At 70.2% G+C, this 19,077-nt stretch carries 16 protein-coding genes and 1 other RNA gene; 5 read left to right on the forward strand and 12 right to left on the reverse strand.

The window, feature by feature from the left end; translation table 11 throughout:
• Window positions 1-113 precede the first annotated feature (113 nt).
• Window positions 114-481: RNase P RNA component class A (rnpB, locus tag ABIC47_RS15955), an RNA gene on the forward strand.
• Window positions 482-550: 69 nt separating this feature from the next.
• On the opposite strand, the gene ABIC47_RS15960 is transcribed toward rnpB, so the two are convergent.
• The 4 genes from ABIC47_RS15960 to ABIC47_RS15975 are packed head-to-tail and all read right to left on the reverse strand — an operon-like array spanning window position 551 to window position 5,288.
• The gene (locus tag ABIC47_RS15960; protein WP_354481881.1) at window positions 551-1,243 is read right to left on the reverse strand and encodes a response regulator; all 693 of its coding nucleotides are present in this window, start codon (window positions 1,241-1,243) and stop codon (window positions 551-553) included.
• Window positions 1,240-3,804, reverse strand: a complete 2,565-nt coding sequence (locus ABIC47_RS15965) for an ATP-binding protein (RefSeq protein ID WP_354481884.1) — start codon at window positions 3,802-3,804, stop codon at window positions 1,240-1,242. Before ABIC47_RS15965 ends, ABIC47_RS15960 begins: the two co-directional genes overlap by 4 nt.
• A gap of 6 nt (window positions 3,805-3,810) precedes the next feature.
• Window positions 3,811-4,644 carry a polyphosphate--glucose phosphotransferase gene (ppgK, locus tag ABIC47_RS15970; RefSeq protein ID WP_018191324.1) on the reverse strand — a complete coding sequence of 278 codons (834 nt, stop codon included), beginning with the start codon at window positions 4,642-4,644 and terminating at the stop codon, window positions 3,811-3,813.
• Between the two features lie 26 nt (window positions 4,645-4,670).
• Window positions 4,671-5,288: a TetR/AcrR family transcriptional regulator gene (locus tag ABIC47_RS15975; protein WP_354481887.1), complete on the reverse strand. Its 618-nt coding sequence runs from the start codon at window positions 5,286-5,288 to the stop codon at window positions 4,671-4,673.
• Between the two features lie 66 nt (window positions 5,289-5,354).
• Between ABIC47_RS15975 and ABIC47_RS15980 the strand changes: the two genes are divergently transcribed.
• Entirely contained in the window at window positions 5,355-6,794 is a 1,440-nt protein-coding gene (locus ABIC47_RS15980) for an MDR family MFS transporter (protein ID WP_354481890.1), read from the forward strand.
• On the opposite strand, the gene map is transcribed toward ABIC47_RS15980, so the two are convergent.
• Window positions 6,781-7,647 (reverse strand): type I methionyl aminopeptidase, encoded by an 867-nt coding sequence (gene map, locus ABIC47_RS15985; protein ID WP_354481893.1) that lies wholly within the window; start codon window positions 7,645-7,647, stop codon window positions 6,781-6,783. The two genes, ABIC47_RS15980 and map, sit on opposite strands and share 14 nt — an antisense overlap.
• A 12-nt stretch (window positions 7,648-7,659) precedes the next feature.
• On the opposite strand from map, the gene ABIC47_RS15990 reads away from it, so the two are divergent.
• Window positions 7,660-7,869 carry an SPOR domain-containing protein gene (locus ABIC47_RS15990; RefSeq protein WP_018191320.1) on the forward strand — a complete coding sequence of 70 codons (210 nt, stop codon included), beginning with the start codon at window positions 7,660-7,662 and terminating at the stop codon, window positions 7,867-7,869.
• A gap of 68 nt (window positions 7,870-7,937) precedes the next feature.
• Here the strand turns inward: ABIC47_RS15990 and panB are convergent, their stop codons facing one another.
• From panB to ABIC47_RS16005, 3 genes are read right to left on the reverse strand one after another with little or no spacing between them, the layout of a single operon-like run.
• Complete coding sequence (panB, locus tag ABIC47_RS15995) at window positions 7,938-8,789, reverse strand: 3-methyl-2-oxobutanoate hydroxymethyltransferase (RefSeq protein ID WP_354481897.1); 852 nt, start codon at window positions 8,787-8,789, stop codon at window positions 7,938-7,940.
• A gap of 41 nt (window positions 8,790-8,830) precedes the next feature.
• Window positions 8,831-9,217 carry a type II toxin-antitoxin system VapC family toxin gene (locus ABIC47_RS16000; RefSeq protein WP_043742455.1) on the reverse strand — a complete coding sequence of 129 codons (387 nt, stop codon included), beginning with the start codon at window positions 9,215-9,217 and terminating at the stop codon, window positions 8,831-8,833.
• Complete coding sequence (locus tag ABIC47_RS16005) at window positions 9,214-9,474, reverse strand: hypothetical protein (protein ID WP_018191317.1); 261 nt, start codon at window positions 9,472-9,474, stop codon at window positions 9,214-9,216. The genes ABIC47_RS16000 and ABIC47_RS16005 overlap by 4 nt, the downstream gene beginning before the upstream one ends.
• Window positions 9,475-9,576: 102 nt before the next feature.
• On the opposite strand from ABIC47_RS16005, the gene glnA (ABIC47_RS16010) reads away from it, so the two are divergent.
• Window positions 9,577-10,914, forward strand: a complete 1,338-nt coding sequence (gene glnA / locus ABIC47_RS16010; RefSeq protein WP_354481902.1) for a type I glutamate--ammonia ligase — start codon at window positions 9,577-9,579, stop codon at window positions 10,912-10,914.
• Window positions 10,915-10,924: 10 nt separating this feature from the next.
• Window positions 10,925-13,948: a bifunctional [glutamine synthetase] adenylyltransferase/[glutamine synthetase]-adenylyl-L-tyrosine phosphorylase gene (locus ABIC47_RS16015; RefSeq protein ID WP_354481905.1), complete on the forward strand. Its 3,024-nt coding sequence runs from the start codon at window positions 10,925-10,927 to the stop codon at window positions 13,946-13,948.
• A 151-nt stretch (window positions 13,949-14,099) separates the two neighbouring features.
• Here ABIC47_RS16015 and ABIC47_RS16020 read toward each other — a convergent pair whose 3' ends face one another.
• From ABIC47_RS16020 to glnA (ABIC47_RS16035), 4 genes are all read right to left on the reverse strand, one after another.
• Window positions 14,100-15,335 carry an RNA polymerase sigma factor gene (locus ABIC47_RS16020; protein WP_354481908.1) on the reverse strand — a complete coding sequence of 412 codons (1,236 nt, stop codon included), beginning with the start codon at window positions 15,333-15,335 and terminating at the stop codon, window positions 14,100-14,102.
• A 22-nt stretch (window positions 15,336-15,357) separates the two neighbouring features.
• Window positions 15,358-15,786: a YciI family protein gene (locus ABIC47_RS16025; RefSeq protein ID WP_018191313.1), complete on the reverse strand. Its 429-nt coding sequence runs from the start codon at window positions 15,784-15,786 to the stop codon at window positions 15,358-15,360.
• Window positions 15,787-15,895: 109 nt separating this feature from the next.
• The gene (locus ABIC47_RS16030; protein ID WP_354481911.1) at window positions 15,896-17,374 is read right to left on the reverse strand and encodes a dicarboxylate/amino acid:cation symporter; all 1,479 of its coding nucleotides are present in this window, start codon (window positions 17,372-17,374) and stop codon (window positions 15,896-15,898) included.
• Window positions 17,375-17,488: 114 nt separating this feature from the next.
• Entirely contained in the window at window positions 17,489-18,913 is a 1,425-nt protein-coding gene (gene glnA, locus ABIC47_RS16035) for a type I glutamate--ammonia ligase (protein ID WP_018191311.1), read from the reverse strand.
• Between the last annotated feature and the right edge of the window lie 164 nt (window positions 18,914-19,077).

The raw sequence follows: 19,077 nt of genomic DNA on the forward strand, positions 1-19,077 counted from the left end.
CGTGGGAGTCCGATCCGCGGCTCTGACGTAGGTACTGACGCGCGGCCTGACGTGCGGCCCTGACCTCGGGCGGCGGACCAGCTCAGGCCGCTGCGCTATCGTTGAGCGCGGAATGGGTCGGCAAGACGGTCGCGTCGGTCCGCGAGAGCGGACCGCCGAGGAACGTCCGGGCTCCGCAGAGCAGGGCGGTGGGTAACACCCACCCGGGGCAACCCGCGAGAAAGTGCAACAGAAAGCAGACCGCCGCAGGCTTCGGCCCGCGGTAAGGGTGAAACGGTGGTGTAAGAGACCACCAGCGGCCGGGGTGACCCGGCCGGCTGGGTAAACCTCGCCCGGAGCAAGGTCGGACAGGGGACCATGAGGCTGCTCGTCTCGTCCCCGGGTAGACCGCTGGAGGGCGGCGGCAACGTCGTCCCGAGATAGATGGCCGTCCGCGGTGCTCGCACCGTGACAGAACCCGGCGTATCAGCCGGCCCATTCCCTCGCGACATTCGTGCCGAATGTGCGCTTTCGGGCGCTCAAAACGCACATTCGTGCCGAATGTTCGGCGTCAGGCGTCGTCGGGCGTGAAGCGGTAGCCCATCCCGGGCTCCGTCAGCAGGTAGCGCGGCCGCGATGGCTCGGGCTCCAGCTTCTTGCGCAGCTGCGACAGGTAGAGCCGCAGGTACCCGGTGTCCGTCGTGTACTGCGGTCCCCACACCTGGGTCAGCAGGGATTGGCGCGTCACCAGGCGCCGCGGGTTCCGCAGCAGCACCTCCAGGATCTGCCACTCCGTCGGCGTGAGCCGCACCGGGTGTGTCCCGTCCCCGTCCCGCCGGGTCACCTGGCGCGCCGCGAGGTCCACCGTCACGTCGCCGAACGTGATGACCGGTTCGTCCGCCGTCGTGCCCTGCCGCCGGGTGAGGGCGCGGATGCGCGCGAGCAGCTCGTCCGCCGCGAACGGCTTCGTGACGTAGTCGTCGGCGCCGGCGTCGAGGGCGTCGACTTTGTCGGCGGAGCCCGTGCGGCCGGAGACCACCAGGATGGGCACGCTCGACCAGCCGCGGAGCCCTTCGATGACCTCGATGCCGTTGAGCTCCGGCATCCCCAGGTCGAGCATCACCAGCTCCGGATGCTGGTCGACGGCGACACTGAGCGCCTCGGCCCCGCTCCGCGCGGTGAGCACCTGGTAGCCACGCGCGGTGAGCAGGATGCGCAGCGCGCGCAGGATCTGCGGGTCGTCGTCGGCGATGAGGATCTTCACGCGTCCGCCTCCCGTGCCGCGGGCAGGGAGACGACCATGGTGAGTCCGCCGCCGGGCGTGTCCTCCGCTTCGAGTGTGCCGCCCATCCCTTCGACGAAACCCTTCGACAGGGCGAGCCCGAGACCGATGCCGGCATCGTTGTCGGTGTCCGACAGCCGCTGGAACGGCGCGAAGACTGCCTCGCGGCGCTCGGCGGGGATGCCCGGCCCGCGGTCGATGACGCGCAGCTCGACCGTCCCGGCGAACTCGCTGGCGGCGAGTACCGGCCGCGCGTCCGGCGGGCTGTACCGGAGGGCGTTGCCGAGAAGGTTCACGATGACACGCTGGAGAAGGACGCCGTCGGCCAGCATCGGCGGCACGTGGGCGCCGAGATCCAGCTCGACGTCGCCGGGGCCGGCCCCCAGTTCGTCGAGCGCGGGAAGCACCACGTCATCCACTTCGGTCGGGGCCAGCGAGACCGCCAGCGCGCCGGCCTGCACCCGGCTGGCGTCGAGCAGATCGGTGACGAGCGATGCCAGCCCGTGGAGGCTGTCCTCCGCGGTCTCGAGCAGGGCCTCCCGATCGTCGTCGCCGAGCGCGAGGTCCGACTGGCGCAGGGTGGTCACTGCGGCGGTCGCGGCGGCGAGCGGACGGCGGAGGTCGTGCCCGACCGCGGCGAGCAGAGCGCTGCGGACGCGGTCGGCTTCGGCGAGAGGCGCGAGTTCCGCGGCCGTGGCGGTGAGGCGGCGGTGTTCGAGTGCGGCCTCCAGTTGCGCGACGATGGCCGACAACAGCCGCCGATCGCTCGCCTCCAGGTCGCGTCCGTACAGCTCCAGCGTCGCGATCTCGCGCGGCGCGGACGAGGTGGACGCGCGGCCCGTCGTCCCGCCTCGGTCGTCGCCCGCCGCCGGGCCGACCGGGATGCGCTGCACGGGTTCCGACGCGCCGGCCTCGCCGTCCTCGGCCACGATGGTCTGTCCGCCGTCCTGCGCGGCGACCACGAGGCGGACCGCACTCAGTCCGAACGCCTCCCGGGTGCGGGCGACGAGTGCCTGCAGCGCGTCTTCGCCGCGGATCACCCCGCCGGCGACGGTGGCCAGCAGTTCCGCCTCCGCTGCTGCCCGGATCGCCGCACGGCTGCGGCGCGCCGCCTGGTCGACCACCAGGCTGACGAGCGCTGCGATGACGACGAAGAGGATGAGCGCGAGCAGGTGCAGGGGCTCGCCGACGGTGATCGTGTAGAGCGGATCCACGAAGAAGAAGTCGAGCGTCAGCCCCGAGAGCAGCGCCGCGAAGAGCGCCGGCCAGATGCCGCCGACGAGGGCGACCAGCACGACGAGGAGCTGGTAGCTGAGGACATCCGCCGTCATCGACTCGCCTGACCGCACACTGGTGAGCAGCAGGGTCAGCAGAGGGCCGCCGATCAGGGCGAGGGCGAACCCGTACACGCGGCGCCGCACGGTCAGCCCGCCGCGCGGACGCGGCAACGAGAACCGCCCGCCGGCGCGCGCATGCGACACGATGTGCACGTCGATGTCACCGGACTCGCGGATGACGGTCGCGCCGATGCCCGGACCGGTCAGGAGCGCGGCGAGCCGGCTGCGGCGGGAGACGCCGATCACCAGCTGGGTCGCGCTCTCGCCGCGGGCGAACTCGACCAGGGCGCGTGGGATGTCGTCGCCGACCACCTGGTGATAGCTGCCGCCGAGCTGCTCCACCAGCGCGCGCTGCGCCGCGAGGACGCCGGGCTGCGCCTCACGGAGGCCGTCCTGGCTGGTGACGTGCACGGCGAGCAGCTCGCCGCCGGCGCTCCGTGCGGCGATACGCGCTCCGCGGCGGAGCAGCGTCTCCCCTTCCGGGCCGCCGGTGAGCGCGACGACGACGCGCTCGCGCGCCTCCCACGTACCGGCGATCCCGTGCTCGGCGCGGTACGCCAGCAGCGCGTTGTCGACCTCGTCGGCGAGCCACAGGAGCGCCAGCTCGCGCAGGGCGGTCAGGTTGCCGAGGCGGAAGTAGTTCGACAGGGCCGCATCCACCCGCGCCGCCGGGTACACGAGGCCGTCGGCCAGCCGGTCGCGCAGCGCCTGCGGCGCCAGGTCGACCAGTTCGATGCGGTCCGCCCGCCGGAGCACGGCATCCGGGATGGTCTCCCGCTGTGGAACGCCGGTGATCTGCTCGACCACGTCGTTCAGCGACTCGATGTGCTGGATGTTGACGGTCGAGATCACGTCGATCCCCGCCTGCAGCAGGGTCTCGACGTCCTGCCAGCGCTTGTCGTGCTCCGAGCCCGGAGCGTTCGTGTGCGCGAGCTCGTCGACCAGGGCGACGCGGGGATTGCGGCGCAGGACCGCATCCAGGTCCAGCTCGGTGAGCGTCACCCCGCGGTGCTCGATGGTGCGCCGGGGCACGACCTCGAGCGTGTCGACGAGAGCGGCTGTGGCCGCGCGGTCGTGCGTCTCGACGATGGCGACGACGACGTCCTTCCCGAGCGCGCGGAGCCGTTCGCCCTCTTCGAGCATGGCGAACGTCTTGCCCACGCCCGGGGCGGCACCCAGCATCACCCGGAGGCGACCCCGCGGCATGGGATGTTACGCCGGGGTCGGCGCGGGCGCGTCCTGGGGCGTCCCGGCCTCCGCGCTGCGGCCGCGCTCGCCGGCGTCGCGGCGCTCGTTGCGGACGGTCAGGGCCGCGGCGCCGAGGATTCCCGCGTTGTTGCGGTGCACGGCGGGGACGATCGGGGTCTTCAGCTTCAGCAGAGGGAGGAACTCCTCGTAGTGCTTCGAGACACCACCTCCCACGATGAAGAGGTCGGGCGTGAACAGGAACTCGACGGTCGAGTAGTACTTCTGCAGCCGCTTCGCCCACTTCTCCCAGCTGAGGTCTTCGCGCTCCTTGGCGGAGTACGCGGCGCGCGACTCGGCGTCGTGGCCGTCGATCTCCAGGTGGCCGAGCTCGGCGTTCGGGATGAGGATGCCGTCGTAGATCAGCGCGGAGCCGATGCCTGTGCCCAGCGTGGTCATGATGACCAGGCCGTCCTTGCCCTTCGCCGCGCCGAAGCGGGTCTCGGCGTATCCGGCCGCGTCGGCGTCGTTGACGAAGTGGATGTCGCGACCGAGCGCCTTCTCGAAGAGGTCCTCGGCGTGGAGCCCGATCCAGTCCTTCGCGACGTTGGCGGCCGAGAGGGTGACCCCGTGGCTGACGATCGCGGGGAAGCAGACGCCGACCGGCGCATCCGGCTCTTCCTGGGCCAGGCGGTCGACGATCTCCTTCGTGGTCTCGACGATGTCGTCCGGCTTGCCGCCCTCCGGAGTGGGCAGCTTGACCCTGTCGCTCACGAGCTCGCCGGTCGACAGGTCGACCAGGCCTCCCTTGATGCCGGTTCCGCCGATGTCGATGCCGATCGCGTGCTTCTGCGAAGTCATGCCTCGAATCTACCGCGCCGTGAACCTCACTGCGTGCCGCCACCCGGCCGACGGGTCGCCAGCGCGAGGGGGAGGAACGCATCGTCGACGAACGACTGGAGCGTCGCGTCGTCGGCCGGCGTGAGCCGCATCAGCATCTCGTGGCGGACGAGGGTAAGCGGGAGGTCGGCGACGACGGGGGAGAGCCGGGCGAGGTCGATCTCGCCCCGGGCGTCCGCGCGCTCGAGGATGGCGCCGAGCTGTGTCGGCTGGTCGCCGATCAGACGTTCGCGGAGGCCGGCGATGCCGCCGTCGGCTTCGGTGACGACGCCGGAGAACCGGAGCAGCACCTCCGTCACCAGTCCGCGCCGCCGGGTGTTCATCTGGCGCAGCAGGTCGAGCGTGTCCTCCCGCAGGCTGCCGTGGTCGGGCACCTGGATCGGCTCGGCCGCGAAGTGGTGGCGGATGGCCGCGAGCGCCAGGTCGCTGCGGGTCGCCCAGCGGCGGGCGAGGACGGGGCGGCTGGTGCCGGCGCGGGCGGCGACGGCCTCCATGGTGAGGGCGGCGAAGCCGTGTTCGTCGAGCTCGTCCCAGGCGGCGTCGAGCAGCGCGCTCTCGAGGGCCGCGCCGCGGCGTCGGCGACCTTGGGTCTCTTTAGAGTCCATTTGCGCATCTTATCCGATCGTCGTACGATCTCGTTAAGATACAGACGCGCATCTTAAGGAGCGGACATGGCGGAGAAACTGGATCGGACGGTCGTGCGGACGGCGACCGCACTCGTCATCGGCGCGCTGGCGGTGGTCTTCGACACGACCATCCTCAGCGTCGCCCTCCACACCCTGGCGAGCGACCTGCACACGACGGTCGCGCAGATCCAGTGGGTGACCACCGGGTACCTGCTCGCGCTCGCCGCGACGGTGCCGCTGTCGGCGTGGTGCCTGGCGCGGTGGGGCGGCAAGCGCGTGTGGATGGTGGCGCTGGCGATCTTCCTCGCCGGCTCGGTGCTCTCGGGCCTGGCCTGGAACGCGGACTCCCTCATCGCCTTCCGCGTGCTCCAGGGCGTCGGCGGCGGTCTCATGCTGCCCGTCATGACAACCATGGTGATGGAGGTGGCCGGCGGCCGACAGCTCGGCCGCGTCTCGGCGGTGATCGGGCTCCCGGCGATGGCCGGCCCGATCCTCGGACCGGTTATCGGCGGCCTCATCCTCGCACTCGGCGACTGGCGCTGGGTGTTCTGGGTCAACATCCCGTTCTCGGTCGCCGGTCTCCTGCTGGCCTGGCGGATGCTGCCATCGGACCGCGGCCGCGACCCGAAGCGCCGCCTCGACCTGATCGGCGTGCTGCTCCTGGTGCCTGGGCTCGCCGGACTGCTGCTGGGCCTGTCCGACTCGGTGCTCGACGGCGGGTTCGCGCGGCTCGACGCGTGGCTGCCCCTGGTGGCGGGCGCCGTCCTCGTCGCCGCCTTCGCGTTCTGGGCACTGCGGCGGAAGGGCGCTGCGCTGGTGGATGTGCGGCTGCTGCGCGTCCGCTCGGTCTGGTCGGCATCCACTCTGCTGTTCCTCTCCAGCGTCGCCCTGTATGGCGCGATGCTGCTGCTGCCGCTGTTCTGGCAGCAGGCACGGGGGACGGATGCGCTCGGCGCCGGACTGCTCCTCGTGCCGCAGGGGCTCGGGACGCTGGCGTGCCGTCCGATCGCCGGTCGTCTCATCGACCGCATCGGTGCGCGGTGGATCGCGGTGGCCGGATTCGCGGTGGTCGCGGTGGCGACCATCCCGTTCGCGCTCGGTCCGACGTCGGCGGCCGATCCGCTGCTGCTTGTCGCCCTGTTCGTGCGCGGGTTCGGGCTCGGCGCGATCACGATGCCGCTCATGGTGGCGTCGTACCAGGGGCTCGCGGGGGAGCAGATCGCGCACTCCAGCATCCTGACCCGGACGGCGCAGCAGTTAGGAGGGTCGTTCGGTACGGCGCTGTTCGCGGTGCTGCTGCAAGCGGCGGTGCAGGGCGGGGCGTCGGTGTCGTCGGCCTTCGACACCGCGTTCTGGGTGGCGACGGCGGCGACGGTGCTCGGCGTGGGGATCGCGTTCGTGCTGCCGTCGCCTGCGCGGGCGACGGCCGACGACGCGGTCCCGGCTCCGGTCGCGCCGGCTCCCGTGGACGTCAGGGGAGCGTGAGCACCTCGGCGCCGCGCTCGGTCACGACCAGGGTGTGCTCGAACTGGGCGGTGATGCTCCGGTCACGGGTCACCACCGTCCAGTCGTCGGCCCACATCTCCCACTCGTGGGTGCCGAGCGTAAGCATCGGCTCGATGGTGAACACCATCCCCGGCTCCATCACGTCGTCGTGGGCGGGCGCCGAGTCGTAGTGCGGGATGATCAGGCCGGAATGGAAGGCCGCGCCGACGCCGTGGCCGGTGAAGTCGCGGACCACTCCGTAGCCGAAGCGCTTGGCGTACGACTCGATCGCCCGGCCGATGACGTTGACCTGCCGCCCCGGGGCGACGGCCTTGATGCCACGGTTCAAGGCTTCGCGGGTGCGCTCGACGAGTCCGACGACCTCGTCGGAGGCGGTGCCGGCGATGAAGGTCTGGTTGCTGTCGCCGTGGAAGCCGTTCTTGTAGGCGGTGATGTCGATGTTGACGATGTCGCCGTCCTCGATCACGGTGTCGTCCGGGATGCCGTGGCAGATCACCTCGTTGACCGAGCTGCAGATCGACTTCGGGTAGCCGCGGTAGCCGAGCGTCGACGGGTAGGCGTCGTGGGCGAGCAAGAACTCGTGCCCGATCGCATCCAGCTCCTCCGTCGTCACGCCGGGGCGGACGGCCTCGCCGACGCGTTCGATCGCCTGCGCGGCGATGCGCCCCGACTCGCGGATGAGCTCCACCTCGTCGGGCGTGTAGACGTCGCCGCGGGTGTACGGAGCGGGCCCGGGGCGGCCGACGTACTCCGGGCGCGCGATCCGGCTCGGCACGGGCCGCATCGGTGTGACGCGACCGGGGATCAGGTGACCGGCGGAATCCTTGGGCATACGATCAACCTTATGACGAGCGACGAGTACGGCATCAAGCAGGACGCCGAGCACAAGTACTGGTACAACATGAAGACCGGCGAGGTGGAGCAGGGTTTCCTGTCGCCCGCGCCGAACCGCGTCGGCCCGTTCGACACCCGCGACGAGGCCGAGCACGCCCTCGAGAAGCTGCGCGAGAACTCCGCGAAGTGGGCCGAGGAGGACGCCGAGGACGGTCGCTAGCCCCGCGACGGTCGGCCGCTCTGCCGCGGCCGGCCGCGCCGCGGCGCCCTCGCGGGCGCCGGCGGCCGCTAGAAGCTGTGCTCGTCGGTCGGGAACGTCCGCTCCTGCACATCCGCCTTGTACGCGCGCGCCGCATCCGACAGCACGGTCTTGATGTCGGCGTACTGCTTGACGAAGCGCGGCACCCGGCCCGTGGTGAAGCCGGCCCAGTCGGTCCACACGAGCAGCTGGCCGTCGACGTGCGGCCCCGCACCGACACCGATCGTCGGGATGCGCAGCTCGGCCGTCACGCGCTTGGCCACTTCGGCCGGCACCATCTCGAGGACGACCGCGAACGCGCCCGCCTCCTCGACAGCGTGCGCGTCGGCGAGCACGTCGTCCGCCGCCTGGCCGCGTCCCTGCACGAGATGACCCCCGAGGCCGTGCTCGCTCTGCGGGGTGAAGCCGATGTGCGCCATGACGGGGATGCCCGCGTCGACGATCCGGCGGATCTGCTCCGCGCTGCGCTGGCCGCCCTCGAGCTTCACCGCGTGCGCGCCGGTCTCCTTCATGAAGCGGACCGCGGTGTGCAGCGCCTCCAGCGGGCCGGTCTCGTACGAGCCGAACGGCATGTCCGCGACGACGAACGCCCGCTTGACCGCGCCGGCGACCGCACGCGTCAGGGGGATGAGGTCGTCGACCGTCACCGGGAGCGTGGTGTCGTAGCCGAGCACGTTGTTGCCGGCGGAGTCGCCGACGAGGAGGAAGTCGATGCCCGCCTCGTCGAAGATCTGGGCGGTGAGCATGTCGTAGCTGGTCAAGCCGGTGAACGGCGCCCCCTCCTCCTTCGCCGCCTGGAAGTGGCGGGTGCGCACCCGTTTCAGCGACTGCATCGACGAGGTCGCGGGATGGACGGAGGGCACCGGTGACTGCTCACTCATGCGGCTCAGTCTAGTGACGGCGCGCAGAGGTGTCCGGCGGCTCAGGCGGATATGGGTTCGTGGAGTCCGCGCTTCCGCGCTGCGGCAGCAAGCCGCTTGTCGAAGGTCACCAGTGGGATGTCGTTGTCAACGGCCAGGCCGAGCGCGCAAGCGTCCATCTCGCTCAGTCCGTCAGCGATTTGCAGCTGGGCGAGCAAGAGCGGGCCTTGCTCCGAGAGGTGCGTCGATACCACTCCGAGCCGCCGCAAGTCTTCGAACGCCTCGACCGCCAGGTGTGCCTTGTGAGGACGGATGAGAGCCTCCGCGAAATTCACAGGGTGGACGAGGAAGGCGCGCTCTGATTCGAATACCTTCTTTGATGCAGCGTGGTGTTCGTCTTTCGGATTGAGCAGTCCGATGAGCACGCTCGCATCGAGAACCAAGGTCACTCTGGCCGGCTGTCTCGAGCGCCCGAAGGGCTTTCGGTGAAAGCATGCGCGTAGCGCGCGCTGATGCGATCGAGTTCGGCCAGCCGATCGTCCGCTTGCTTCCTCTGATCGGCCCGAAGGACGTGCTCGCCCAGCTCGACCAGATGCAGGAGCAGCTTGCTATCCGATTCGCCAGGCCACCTCTCTCGCGCAGCCTCCAGGGCATGGGCGACGGACGGCGTATGTGTCACTTGAGTGCGGAGCAATGTGGTCGGCATGACAGAAGTGTAGCACCTGCCTCTCAGGTGTTGCACCGACGCGTTGCGGGGTGGACGCTGCCCGCAACCAGTAGTCTGGACACGGCCGAGGAAAGGGGCAGGATGGACAAGCAGCGCGACTTCGTTCTTCGCACGATCGAGGAGCGTGGCGTCAAGTTCGTGAGGCTGTGGTTCACGGACGTCGTCGGCACACTGAAGTCCGTCGCGATCGCCCCGGCCGAGGTCGAGGGAGCGTTCAGCGAGGGGCTCGGGTTCGACGGTTCCGCCATCGAGGGCCTCACCCGCGCCTACGAGTCCGACCTGCTCGCCCTTCCGGACGCGACGACCTTCCAGATCCTTCCGTGGCGGGGCGAGATCGACCCGACCGCACGCATGTTCTGCGACATCACGACGCCGGACGGTCAGCCGGCCGTCTCCGACCCGCGGAACGTGCTCAAGCGCACGCTGGAGAAGGCGGCCGACCGCGGCTTCACCTTCTACACGCATCCCGAGATCGAGTTCTACCTGCTCAAGTCGTCGTCCTTCGGCACCGAGGGCCCGGAGCCGGTCGACTCGGCCGGCTACTTCGACAACGTCCCCGGCGGCACCGCCCACGACTTCCGCCGCCGCTCGGTGCGCATGCTCGAAGACCTCGGCATCTCCGTCGAGTTCAGCCACCACGAGGCCGGTCCGGGGCAGAACGAGATCGACCTGCGCTACGCCGACGCGCTCACAACGGCCGATAACATCATGACGTTCCGGACGGTCATCAAGGAGGTGGCCATCGAGCAGGGCGTGTACGCCACCTTCATGCCGAAGCCGCTCTACGGCCACCCCGGATCCGGGATGCACACCCACATGTCGCTGTTCGAGGGCGACACCAATGCGTTCTTCGAGCCGGGTGCCCAGTACCAGCTGTCGAAGATCGGCCGCCAGTTCATCGCCGGCCTGCTCCGCCACGCCCCGGAGATCACTGCGGTCACCAACCAGTTCGTGAACTCGTACAAGCGGCTGTGGGGCGGAGACGAGGCACCGAGCTTCGTCAGCTGGGGCCACAACAACCGGTCCGCGCTGGTCCGCGTCCCGCTGTACAAGCCGAGCAAGGGCCAGAGCTCGCGCGTGGAGTACCGGGCGATGGACTCCGCAGCGAACCCGTACCTCGCGTTCTCGCTGCTGCTCGCGGCCGGCCTCAAGGGCATCGAGGGGCAGTACGAGCTGCCGCCGGAGGCAGAGGACAACGTCTGGGCCCTGTCCGACGGCGAACGCCGCGCCCTCGGGTACAGCCAGCTCCCGGCCAGTCTCGACCACGCCATCTCCCTGATGGAGGACTCGGAACTCGTCGCCGAGACGCTCGGCGAGCAAGCCTTCAACCACGTCCTGCTCAACAAGCGCAAGGAGTGGGCGGAGTACCGGGCGCAGGTCACCCCGTACGAGCTGCGATCCAACCTCGAGATCCTCTGACCTCTTCGTCGTGACGCGGCAGCAGCTCTCCCTCACCGCCCTGGCGCGCGCCGGGTTCGTGGGGCTGAGTTCGGTCCGTGACGCGCTGGACGAGCTCGCCGACCTCACCGGACTGACTCCCGAGACGCTGATCTCGGCGCTGTCCGCTGCGGCCGATCCCGACACCGCGCTGGCCTCCGCACTGCGGCTGCTGCGGCAGGCGCCTGAACAGGCGACGGCGGCTCTCCGCACCGAGGAGGACGCCCGCCGGGTGTTCCGCGTGATCGGGGCGTCGGAGGGCGCGGCCGAGTTCTTCCTCCGCCAGCCGGCCGAAGTGGATGCCCTCGCCGCGCCGATCGCCGAGCTCCCGTCGGCCGACGAACTGCGAGAAGACCTTCTCGCCGTCGTCGGAGCGGTCGACGGTGTGGCCGCCGATGGCGACGAGAGCGCGTGGACGCGCCTCCGCATCCGCTACCGCCGCCGCCTCGTCCAGGTGGCGAGCTTCGACCTGGAGCAGGCCGACCCCGTCGGCGGGTTCGACGCGGTCGCCGCGACGCTCTCCGACCTCGCCGCGGCGGCGCTCGAGGCCTCGCTGGCCGTGGCGCGGCGGATGGCCATCGGCACTGGTCCCGGCCGCTTCCCCGAAGACCAGGTGCGCGCGACACGGTTCGCCGTCATCGGAATGGGCAAGGCGGGCGCCCGAGAACTGAACTACGTCAGCGACGTCGACGTCATCTTCGTCACCGAGGGCGACGACGCGGCCGGACTGGAGCCGGGCCGCGCGGTCGACATCGCCACCCGTCTCGCGATGTTGACGATGCGCGGCATCCACGAGCCGGCCATCGAGCCCGGGCTGTGGGAGGTCGACCCCAATCTGCGGCCGGAGGGCAAGGACGGCGCGCTCGTCCGCACGCTCGACTCGCACATCGCCTACTACGACCGGTGGGCGAAGGGATGGGAGTTCCAGGCCCTGCTCAAGGCACGTCCGCTCGCGGGCGACCCCGGGCTCGGCGAGCGGTACGTCGCGGCCCTCGCGCCGAAGGTGTGGAGCAGCGCCTCGCGCGAGAACTTCGTGGAGTCGGTGCAGCGGATGCGCGAGCGCGTCACCGACCACATCCCGGACGACGAGGTCCACTACCAGCTGAAGCTCGGCCCGGGCGGCCTGCGCGATGTCGAGTTCACCGTCCAGTTGCTGCAGCTCGTCCACGGCCAGACCGACGACGCCGTGCGGCAGCGCGACACGCTCTCCGCGCTCGCTGCCCTCGCCGAGCAGGGCTACGTCGGGCGTGAGGAGGCGGCGACCTTCTCGCGCGACTACCGGTCGCTCCGCCTGATGGAGCACCGGCTGCAGCTGCGACGGCTGAGCCGCACCCACCTGATGCCGCGCGACGAGGCGGATGTCCGCATCCTCGCACGCGCCACCGGTCTGGCTCCCAGCGCCGATGGGCTCCTCGTGCAGTGGAACGAGATCAAGCACCGCGTGCGCGGGCTGCACGAGCGGCTCTTCTACCGCCCGCTGCTCAGCGCGGTCGCGGCGACACCCGCCGACGACGCGCGGCTCGGCGGGGGAGCGGGGCTCACCAGCGAGCAGGCGGAGGCACGTCTCGCCGCGATCGGGTTCCGCGACCCGCGCGGGGCGCTCTCGCACATCGGCGCGCTCACCTCCGGCGTCTCACGCCGGGCGGCGATCCAGCGGCACCTCCTCCCGGTGATGCTGCAGTGGTTCGCGAGTGGTCCGGATCCCGACTACGGCCTCCTCACCTTCCGGCGACTCAGCGAAGAGCTGGGCAGCACGCACTGGTACCTGCGGATGCTGCGCGACTCCACGGGGGCGGCCGAAGGCCTCACGCGTGTGCTGTCCGGCTCCCGGTTCGCCGGCGAGCTGCTGGGGCGCATCCCCGAGTCCGTCGCGTGGCTCGAAGACGAAGACGAGCTGCGGCCCCGGCCGGCGGCGCTGCTGCGGGAGGAGACGGCCGCGATCCTCGCCCGGCACGAGTCGGTCGACACGGCCGCGTCGGCGCTCCGCGCGGTGCGCCGACGGGAGATCCTGCGGCTCGCGTTCTCCGGCATCCTCGGGTTCGCCACGATCGAGGAGCTGGCGCACGGGCTCACCGACGTCACCGAGAACATCATCTCGGGTGTGCTGGAGGCCATCCGGCTCGCCCGAGGGGATGCGGACCAGCTGGAGTTCGCCGTCATCGGCATGGGGCGGTTCGGCGGTCGCGAGCTCGGCTTCGGTTCCGATGCGGACGTGATGTACGTGTTCCGGCCGCTGGCGGCCGAACAGGAGGCCGCGAACCGGAGCGCCCTGGCGATCGTCTCGGAGCTGAACCGGCTCACCGAGGACAACCGGCTCCCGCTCGACCTCGACATCGGCCTGCGCCCGGAGGGGAAGAACGGACCGCCGGCGCGCTCCCTCGACTCCTACCGTGCCTACTATCAGCGCTGGTCGCTCACCTGGGAGGCGCAGGCGCTCCTGCGCGCCCGCGGGATTGCGGGGGATGCCGGCCTGCTCGCTGACTTCACCGAACTCGCCGACGAGGTGCGCTATCCGCAGAGCATCGGCGAGCAGGAGATCCGCGAGGTGAAGCGCATCAAGGCGCGCGTCGAGAACGAGCGCCTGCCGCAGGGCGCCGACCCGTCGCGCCACCTCAAGCTCGGGCGCGGTTCGCTGAGCGACGTCGAGTGGTTCGTCCAGCTGATCCAGCTGCAGCACGCCGCCGAGGTGCCCGCGCTGCGGACCACATCCACTCTGGATGCGCTGGCTGCGGCCGCCGAGCACGGGTTCGTCTCCGCCGAGGACGCCGCGCGGCTGCGTGACGCATGGGTGTTCGCATCCCGGACCCGATCGGCGATGACCCTGTGGGCGGACAAGACCGCCGATGTGCTGCCGTCCGACCGCGTCGCGCTCGACGGCGTCGCCCGGCTCATGGAGTACCCGCCCGGCTCCGCCTCCCGTCTCGAGGAGGACTACCTCGCGGTGACGCGCCGCGCCCGCCAGGTCTTCGAGCGCGCCTTCTACGGCCTCCCGCAGCGCCCCGCCCCCACCGCCTGACGCGCCCGCGCCCCTCCATCGCCCGCCCCCGTCCCCCCACCGTCGAGTCCGCAAACTTTGCACGGTTTCGGGGCGCCCAGCGTGCAAAGTTTGCGGACTCGACGGTGGCGCGGAGGCGCGGAGGCGCGGAGGCGCGGAGGGCGCGGAGGGGTCAGGCGTCGCGGAGGCGGGCGGCTTTGGCGAGCAGGACGTCGCGCTCGCGTTCGTTCGCGGTGAGGCCCGCCGCCGCGGTCAGCTCGGAGGCCGCCTCCTCGGTGCGCCCGAGGCGCGCCAGCAGTTCGCCGCGGACGCTCGGCAGCAGGTGCGACCCCGGGAGGGCGCCGCGCGCGGCGAGGTCGTCGGCGATCCGCAGAGCGTTGGCCGGACCGGTCGCCATCGACACCGCTGCCGCCCGGTTCAGCTCCACCACTGGGCTCGGGGCGATCCGGCCGAGCGCTTCGTAGAGGATGACGATGCGGTCCCAATCGGTGTCGTCGGCGCTCGGCGCGACCGCGTGGCATTCGGCGATGGCGGCCTGCAGCGCGTACGGCCCGCGCCCGCGGCCAAGCTCGTCCGCCCGGGCGAGCGCCGCCCGTCCACGGAGGATCTGCGCGCGGTCCCATCGCGTCCGGTCCTGCTCGGTCAGCAGCACCGGAGTCCCGTCCGGCCGGGTCCGCGCCGGGAAGCGCGCGGCCTGCAACTCCATGAGAGCGACGAGCGCATGCGCCTCGGGCTCCCGGCGCAGCAGCGCGGCGACCATGCGTCCCAGCCGCAGCGCCTCGTTCGCGAGGTCGGCCCGCATCCACTCGCGTCCCGTCGTCGCCGCGTAGCCTTCCGTGAAGATCAGGTAGACAACGCTGAGCACGCCGGCGAGCCGTTGCTTCCATTCGGTGGGTTCGGGAGAGGCGAAGGGGATGCGCGCGGCGGCGATGGTCTTCTTGGCCCGGACGATCCGCTGCTGCACGGTGGCGACCGGCACGAAGTACATCCGGGCGATCTCCGCCGTACTGAGCCCGGCCACCACGCGCAGGGTGAGCGCGACCTGGCCTTCCCTCGACAGAGCAGGATGGCACGCGGTGAACACGAGCCGGAGCACGTCGTCGTCGATCGGCTCCCAGGAGTCTTCGGCCGTCTCCTCCAGTGTCGCCGCGATCGCCCGGTACCGGTCGTCGAGCCGTTCGCGCCGCCGCCACTGGTCGATCGCGCGGCGCTTCGCCACGGCGACGAGCCAGCCGCCCGGATTCTCGGGCACGCCATCCCGGGGCCATTGGTTCAGCGCCTCGACGAGCGCCTCCTGCGCGAGATCCTCGGCCAGGCCCACGTCGCCGGTCACCTTCGCGAGCGTCGCGACGACGCGCGCTCCGTCGATGCGCCAGACGGCGTCGACCCGTGCCGGGATCCCGCTCATCTTCTGCTGCTTTCCGCTCTGCTCAGGCCTTGTCGGCGGCCGCTCGCCACTCGGCCTCCTTCTGGATGTACTCGTTGTCGGCGAAGGCGGCGAAGTCGCTCTCGTCGGTGACGCGGCGCACCTCCAGCTTCGAGCCGGGACCGAGCGGGCATCGGCTGGCCCACTCCGCCGCCTCCTCTTTGGAGCCGACCTCGAGGATCCAGAAGCCGTTGAACAGCTCGTGGGTCTCGCCGTAGGGGCCGTCCGTGATCGCCGGGGGCGTCGACGAGAAGTCCACGACGAATCCCGTCTCGGCGACATCGTCCGCGAGGCCGTCGCCCGACAGCAGGACGCCCGCGGAGATCAGCTGCTCGTTGTACTTGCCCATCTGGGTGATGACCTCGTTGAAGTCCATCTCCTGGTAGGCCTGCTTCGCGGCGTCGTCCGAGCGCATGATCAGCATGTACTTCATGGGGTGTCTCCCTCAGTTCCGGGGTGCTTCGGTCGCACCCTCCTACCATCGTGTCGAACGGCGGTGCGAAAGGTCGACAGGGCGGTGGAAAATCTTCGGGATGCCGACCTCAGACCGGCTGCGCGACCTTACCGCGGGCGTCGTCGCCGCTGTCGCCGGTCTCCGGCTCTCCGCCGTCCACCGTCGCATCGGTGTCGCCGGCCTCTGTGGCGTGCGCCTCATCCTCATCGGTGAACGGCACGCCAGAGCGCGGCGCGTTGTACAGCTCGAGGTCCAGGATGCCCTCCCGCTTGGCGACGATCGTCGGCACCAGCGCCTGGCCGGCCACGTTGACCGCCGTCCGGCCCATGTCGAGGATCGCGTCCACCGCGAGCAGCAGGCCGACACCGTCGAGGGGCAGGCCGAGCGTCGAGAGCGTGAGCGTCAGCATGACGATCGCGCCGGTCGTCCCGGCGGTCGCCGCCGATCCGACGACCGACACCACGATGATGAGCAGGTACTGCAGGATGTTGAGCTGGATGCCGTAGAACTGCGCGACGAAGATCGCGGCGATGGCCGGGTAGATCGCGGCGCAACCGTCCATCTTGGTCGTCGCCCCCAGCGGCGCGGCGAATGACGCGTATCCGCTCGGCACGCCCAGGTTGCGCTCGACGACGCGCTGCGTGAGCGGGAGCGTCCCGATCGAGGACCGGCTCACGAAGCCCAGCTGCACCGCCGGCCACACGCCCGAGAAGTACTGGCGGATCGAGAGACCGTTGCTGCGGACGATGATCGGGTAGACCACGAACAGCACGATCGCGAGGCCGAGGTAGATCGCGAACACGAACCAGGCGAGCGATCCGATGGTCGTCCATCCGTAGGTCGCGACAGCGTTGCCGATGAGGGCGAACGTGCCGAGCGGAGCCAGCCGGATGATCCACCAGAGCACACGCTGGACGATCTTCAGCGCCGAATCGGTGAAGGTGAGGAACGGCTCCGCCTTCCTGCCCACCTTCAGGGCCGCGATGCCGATGGCCGCAGCGACCACGATCACCTGCAGCACGTTGAAGCTGACGGCGGAGGTGGCAGTGGCCACGCCATCCACCACATCCACATGGGTGTTGACCTGAGCGCCGACGAAGTTCGCCGGCACCAGGCCGAGCAGGAAGTTCCACCACGTCGCGGTGACGCCGGGATCGGCGGCGGCGAGTTCCCCGTGCGACGCCCGGCTGCCCGGCTGGATGACGACGCCCAGTGCGATGCCGATGCTCACCGCGATGAACGCAGTGATCGCGAACCACAGCAGCGTCCGCCCGGCGAGACGCGCGGCGTTCGAGACGCGGCGCAGGTTGCCGATGCTGGAGACGATCGCGAGGAAGACGAGCGGGATCACCGCGGCCTTCAGCAGAGAGACGTACGACTGCCCGATCGTGTTGAGGGTCGCAGTGAGCCCGTTGGGCTGCCCGCCCGGTTCGCCGAGCTGGCGTGCGATCAGGCCGGCGACGACGCCGAGCACGAGCGCAGCGGTGACCTGGACGCCGAAGGAGCCAAGCCAGCGGGGGCCGCGCCGGGTCCGTGGCGCAGGGGAGGAAAGCGAAGTGGAAGTCATGCTTCAACGCTAGAAGCGGGGGAGGTGGACTCCCAGTTCTACGGCAACATACCGAAACACACGAAAAGGCCGCACCCGTGATCGGATGCGGCCCTTCGCGTGAGAACGTGCGGATCAGACCCCGTAGTACAGCTCGTACTCGAACGGGTGCGGACGCTGCGCGAGCGGCTTGATCTCCTTCTCGCGCTTGTACTCGATCCAGGTCTCGATGAGCTCCGGGGTGAACACGCCGCCCGCGGTGAGGAAGTCGTGGTCGGCCTCGAGCGCGTCGAGTGCCTCGCCGAGCGACGCCGGCACCTGCGGGATGTTGCGCGCCTCCTCCGGGGGAAGCTCGTAGAGGTCCTTGTCGACCGGCTCGTGCGGCTCGATGCGGTTCTTGATGCCGTCGAGGCCCGCCATCAGCTGCGCGGCGAACGCGAGGTACGGGTTGCCGGACGCGTCGGGCGCGCGGAACTCGATGCGCTTCGCCTTCGGGTTGGAGCCCGTGATCGGGATGCGGATCGACGCCGAGCGGTTGCCGGCCGAGTAGACCAGGTTGACCGGTGCCTCGAAGCCGGGGACCAGGCGGTGGAACGAGTTCACCGTCGGGTTCGTGAACGCCAGGACGGCCGGGGCGTGCTTCAGCAGGCCGCCGATGTACCAGCGGGCGATGTCGGAGAGTCCGCCGTAGCCGGCCTCGTCGTAGAACAGCGGCTTGCCGTCGTTCCACAGCGACTGGTGGGTGTGCATGCCCGAGCCGTTGTCGCCGAACAGCGGCTTCGGCATGAACGTGGCCGTCTTGCCCCACTCGTTGGCGGTGTTCTTGACGATGTACTTGAACTTGAGGATGTCGTCCGCCGCGTGGACCATCGTGTCGAAGCGGTAGTTGATCTCCGCCTGGCCGCCGGTGCCCACCTCGTGGTGCGCGCGCTCCAGGATGAGGCCGGCGTCGATCAGCTTCAGCGAGATGTCGTCGCGCAGGTCGGCCTGCTTGTCGACGGGGCTCACCGGGAAGTAGCCGCCCTTGTACGGGGTCTTGTTGGCGAGGTTGCCGCCCTCTTCGACGCGGCCCGAGTTCCAGGCGCCCTCTTCGGAGTCGACGGAGTAGAAGCTGGAGTTCTGCTTCACCTCGTAGCGCACGTCGTCGAAGATGTAGAACTCCGCCTCGGGTGCGAAGTACGCGGTGTCGGCGATGCCGGTCGAGGCGAGGTACTTCTCCGCCTTCTTGGCGACCTGGCGCGGGTCCTTGGAGTAGATCTCACCGTTGCGCGGGTTGTAGATGTCGAACACCATGATCAGCGTGCGCTCGGCACGGAACGGGTCGATGTAGGCCGTCGACACGTCCGGGATCAGCTGCATGTCGGACTCGTGGATCGACGCGAAGCCGCGGATCGAGGAGCCGTCGAAGAGCTGACCGACGGAGAAGAACTCCTCATCGACCGTCGAGGCGGGGATGTTGAAGTGCTGCTGCACACCGGGAAGGTCGGTGAAGCGGATATCAAGGAACTTGACGTCGGTGTCCTTGATGAACTTGAGCACCTCAGACGAATCACGGAACATACGGACGACTCCCAATGGCTTTGCGGGTGACCGGACTGCGCGTGCAGCCCACGTCAACGCTAAGGGGAGGCCGTTTCCCGGGGGTGACGCAAATGTTTCAGGCATGTTACGGGTACCCGGGCAGGGGATGCGCGATCGCGGTCAGCAGGGCTCAGGATGCGCCG

The organism is Leifsonia sp. 563 (assembly GCF_040545055.1).
In the GTDB taxonomy this organism is placed as follows: Bacteria; Actinomycetota; Actinomycetes; order Actinomycetales; family Microbacteriaceae; genus Leifsonia.

Excerpts from the sequence above, each read along its gene's own strand:
- ABIC47_RS15980 (WP_354481890.1), top strand. The coding sequence starts at position 5,355 with ATGGCGGAGAAACTGGATCGGACGGTCGTGCGGACGGCGACCGCACTC.
- ABIC47_RS15965 (WP_354481884.1), bottom strand. The coding sequence starts at position 3,804 with ATGCCGCGGGGTCGCCTCCGGGTGATGCTGGGTGCCGCCCCGGGCGTG.
- ABIC47_RS16020 (WP_354481908.1), bottom strand. The coding sequence starts at position 15,335 with ATGAGCGGGATCCCGGCACGGGTCGACGCCGTCTGGCGCATCGACGGA.
- map (WP_354481893.1), bottom strand. The coding sequence starts at position 7,647 with ATGCCCAAGGATTCCGCCGGTCACCTGATCCCCGGTCGCGTCACACCG.
- ABIC47_RS15990 (WP_018191320.1), top strand. The coding sequence starts at position 7,660 with ATGACGAGCGACGAGTACGGCATCAAGCAGGACGCCGAGCACAAGTAC.
- glnA (WP_354481902.1), top strand. The coding sequence starts at position 9,577 with ATGGACAAGCAGCGCGACTTCGTTCTTCGCACGATCGAGGAGCGTGGC.
- ABIC47_RS16025 (WP_018191313.1), bottom strand. The coding sequence starts at position 15,786 with ATGAAGTACATGCTGATCATGCGCTCGGACGACGCCGCGAAGCAGGCC.
- panB (WP_354481897.1), bottom strand. The coding sequence starts at position 8,789 with ATGAGTGAGCAGTCACCGGTGCCCTCCGTCCATCCCGCGACCTCGTCG.
- glnA (WP_018191311.1), bottom strand. The coding sequence starts at position 18,913 with ATGTTCCGTGATTCGTCTGAGGTGCTCAAGTTCATCAAGGACACCGAC.
- ABIC47_RS16005 (WP_018191317.1), bottom strand. The coding sequence starts at position 9,474 with ATGCCGACCACATTGCTCCGCACTCAAGTGACACATACGCCGTCCGTC.
- ABIC47_RS15975 (WP_354481887.1), bottom strand. The coding sequence starts at position 5,288 with ATGGACTCTAAAGAGACCCAAGGTCGCCGACGCCGCGGCGCGGCCCTC.
- ppgK (WP_018191324.1), bottom strand. The coding sequence starts at position 4,644 with ATGACTTCGCAGAAGCACGCGATCGGCATCGACATCGGCGGAACCGGC.
- ABIC47_RS16030 (WP_354481911.1), bottom strand. The coding sequence starts at position 17,374 with ATGACTTCCACTTCGCTTTCCTCCCCTGCGCCACGGACCCGGCGCGGC.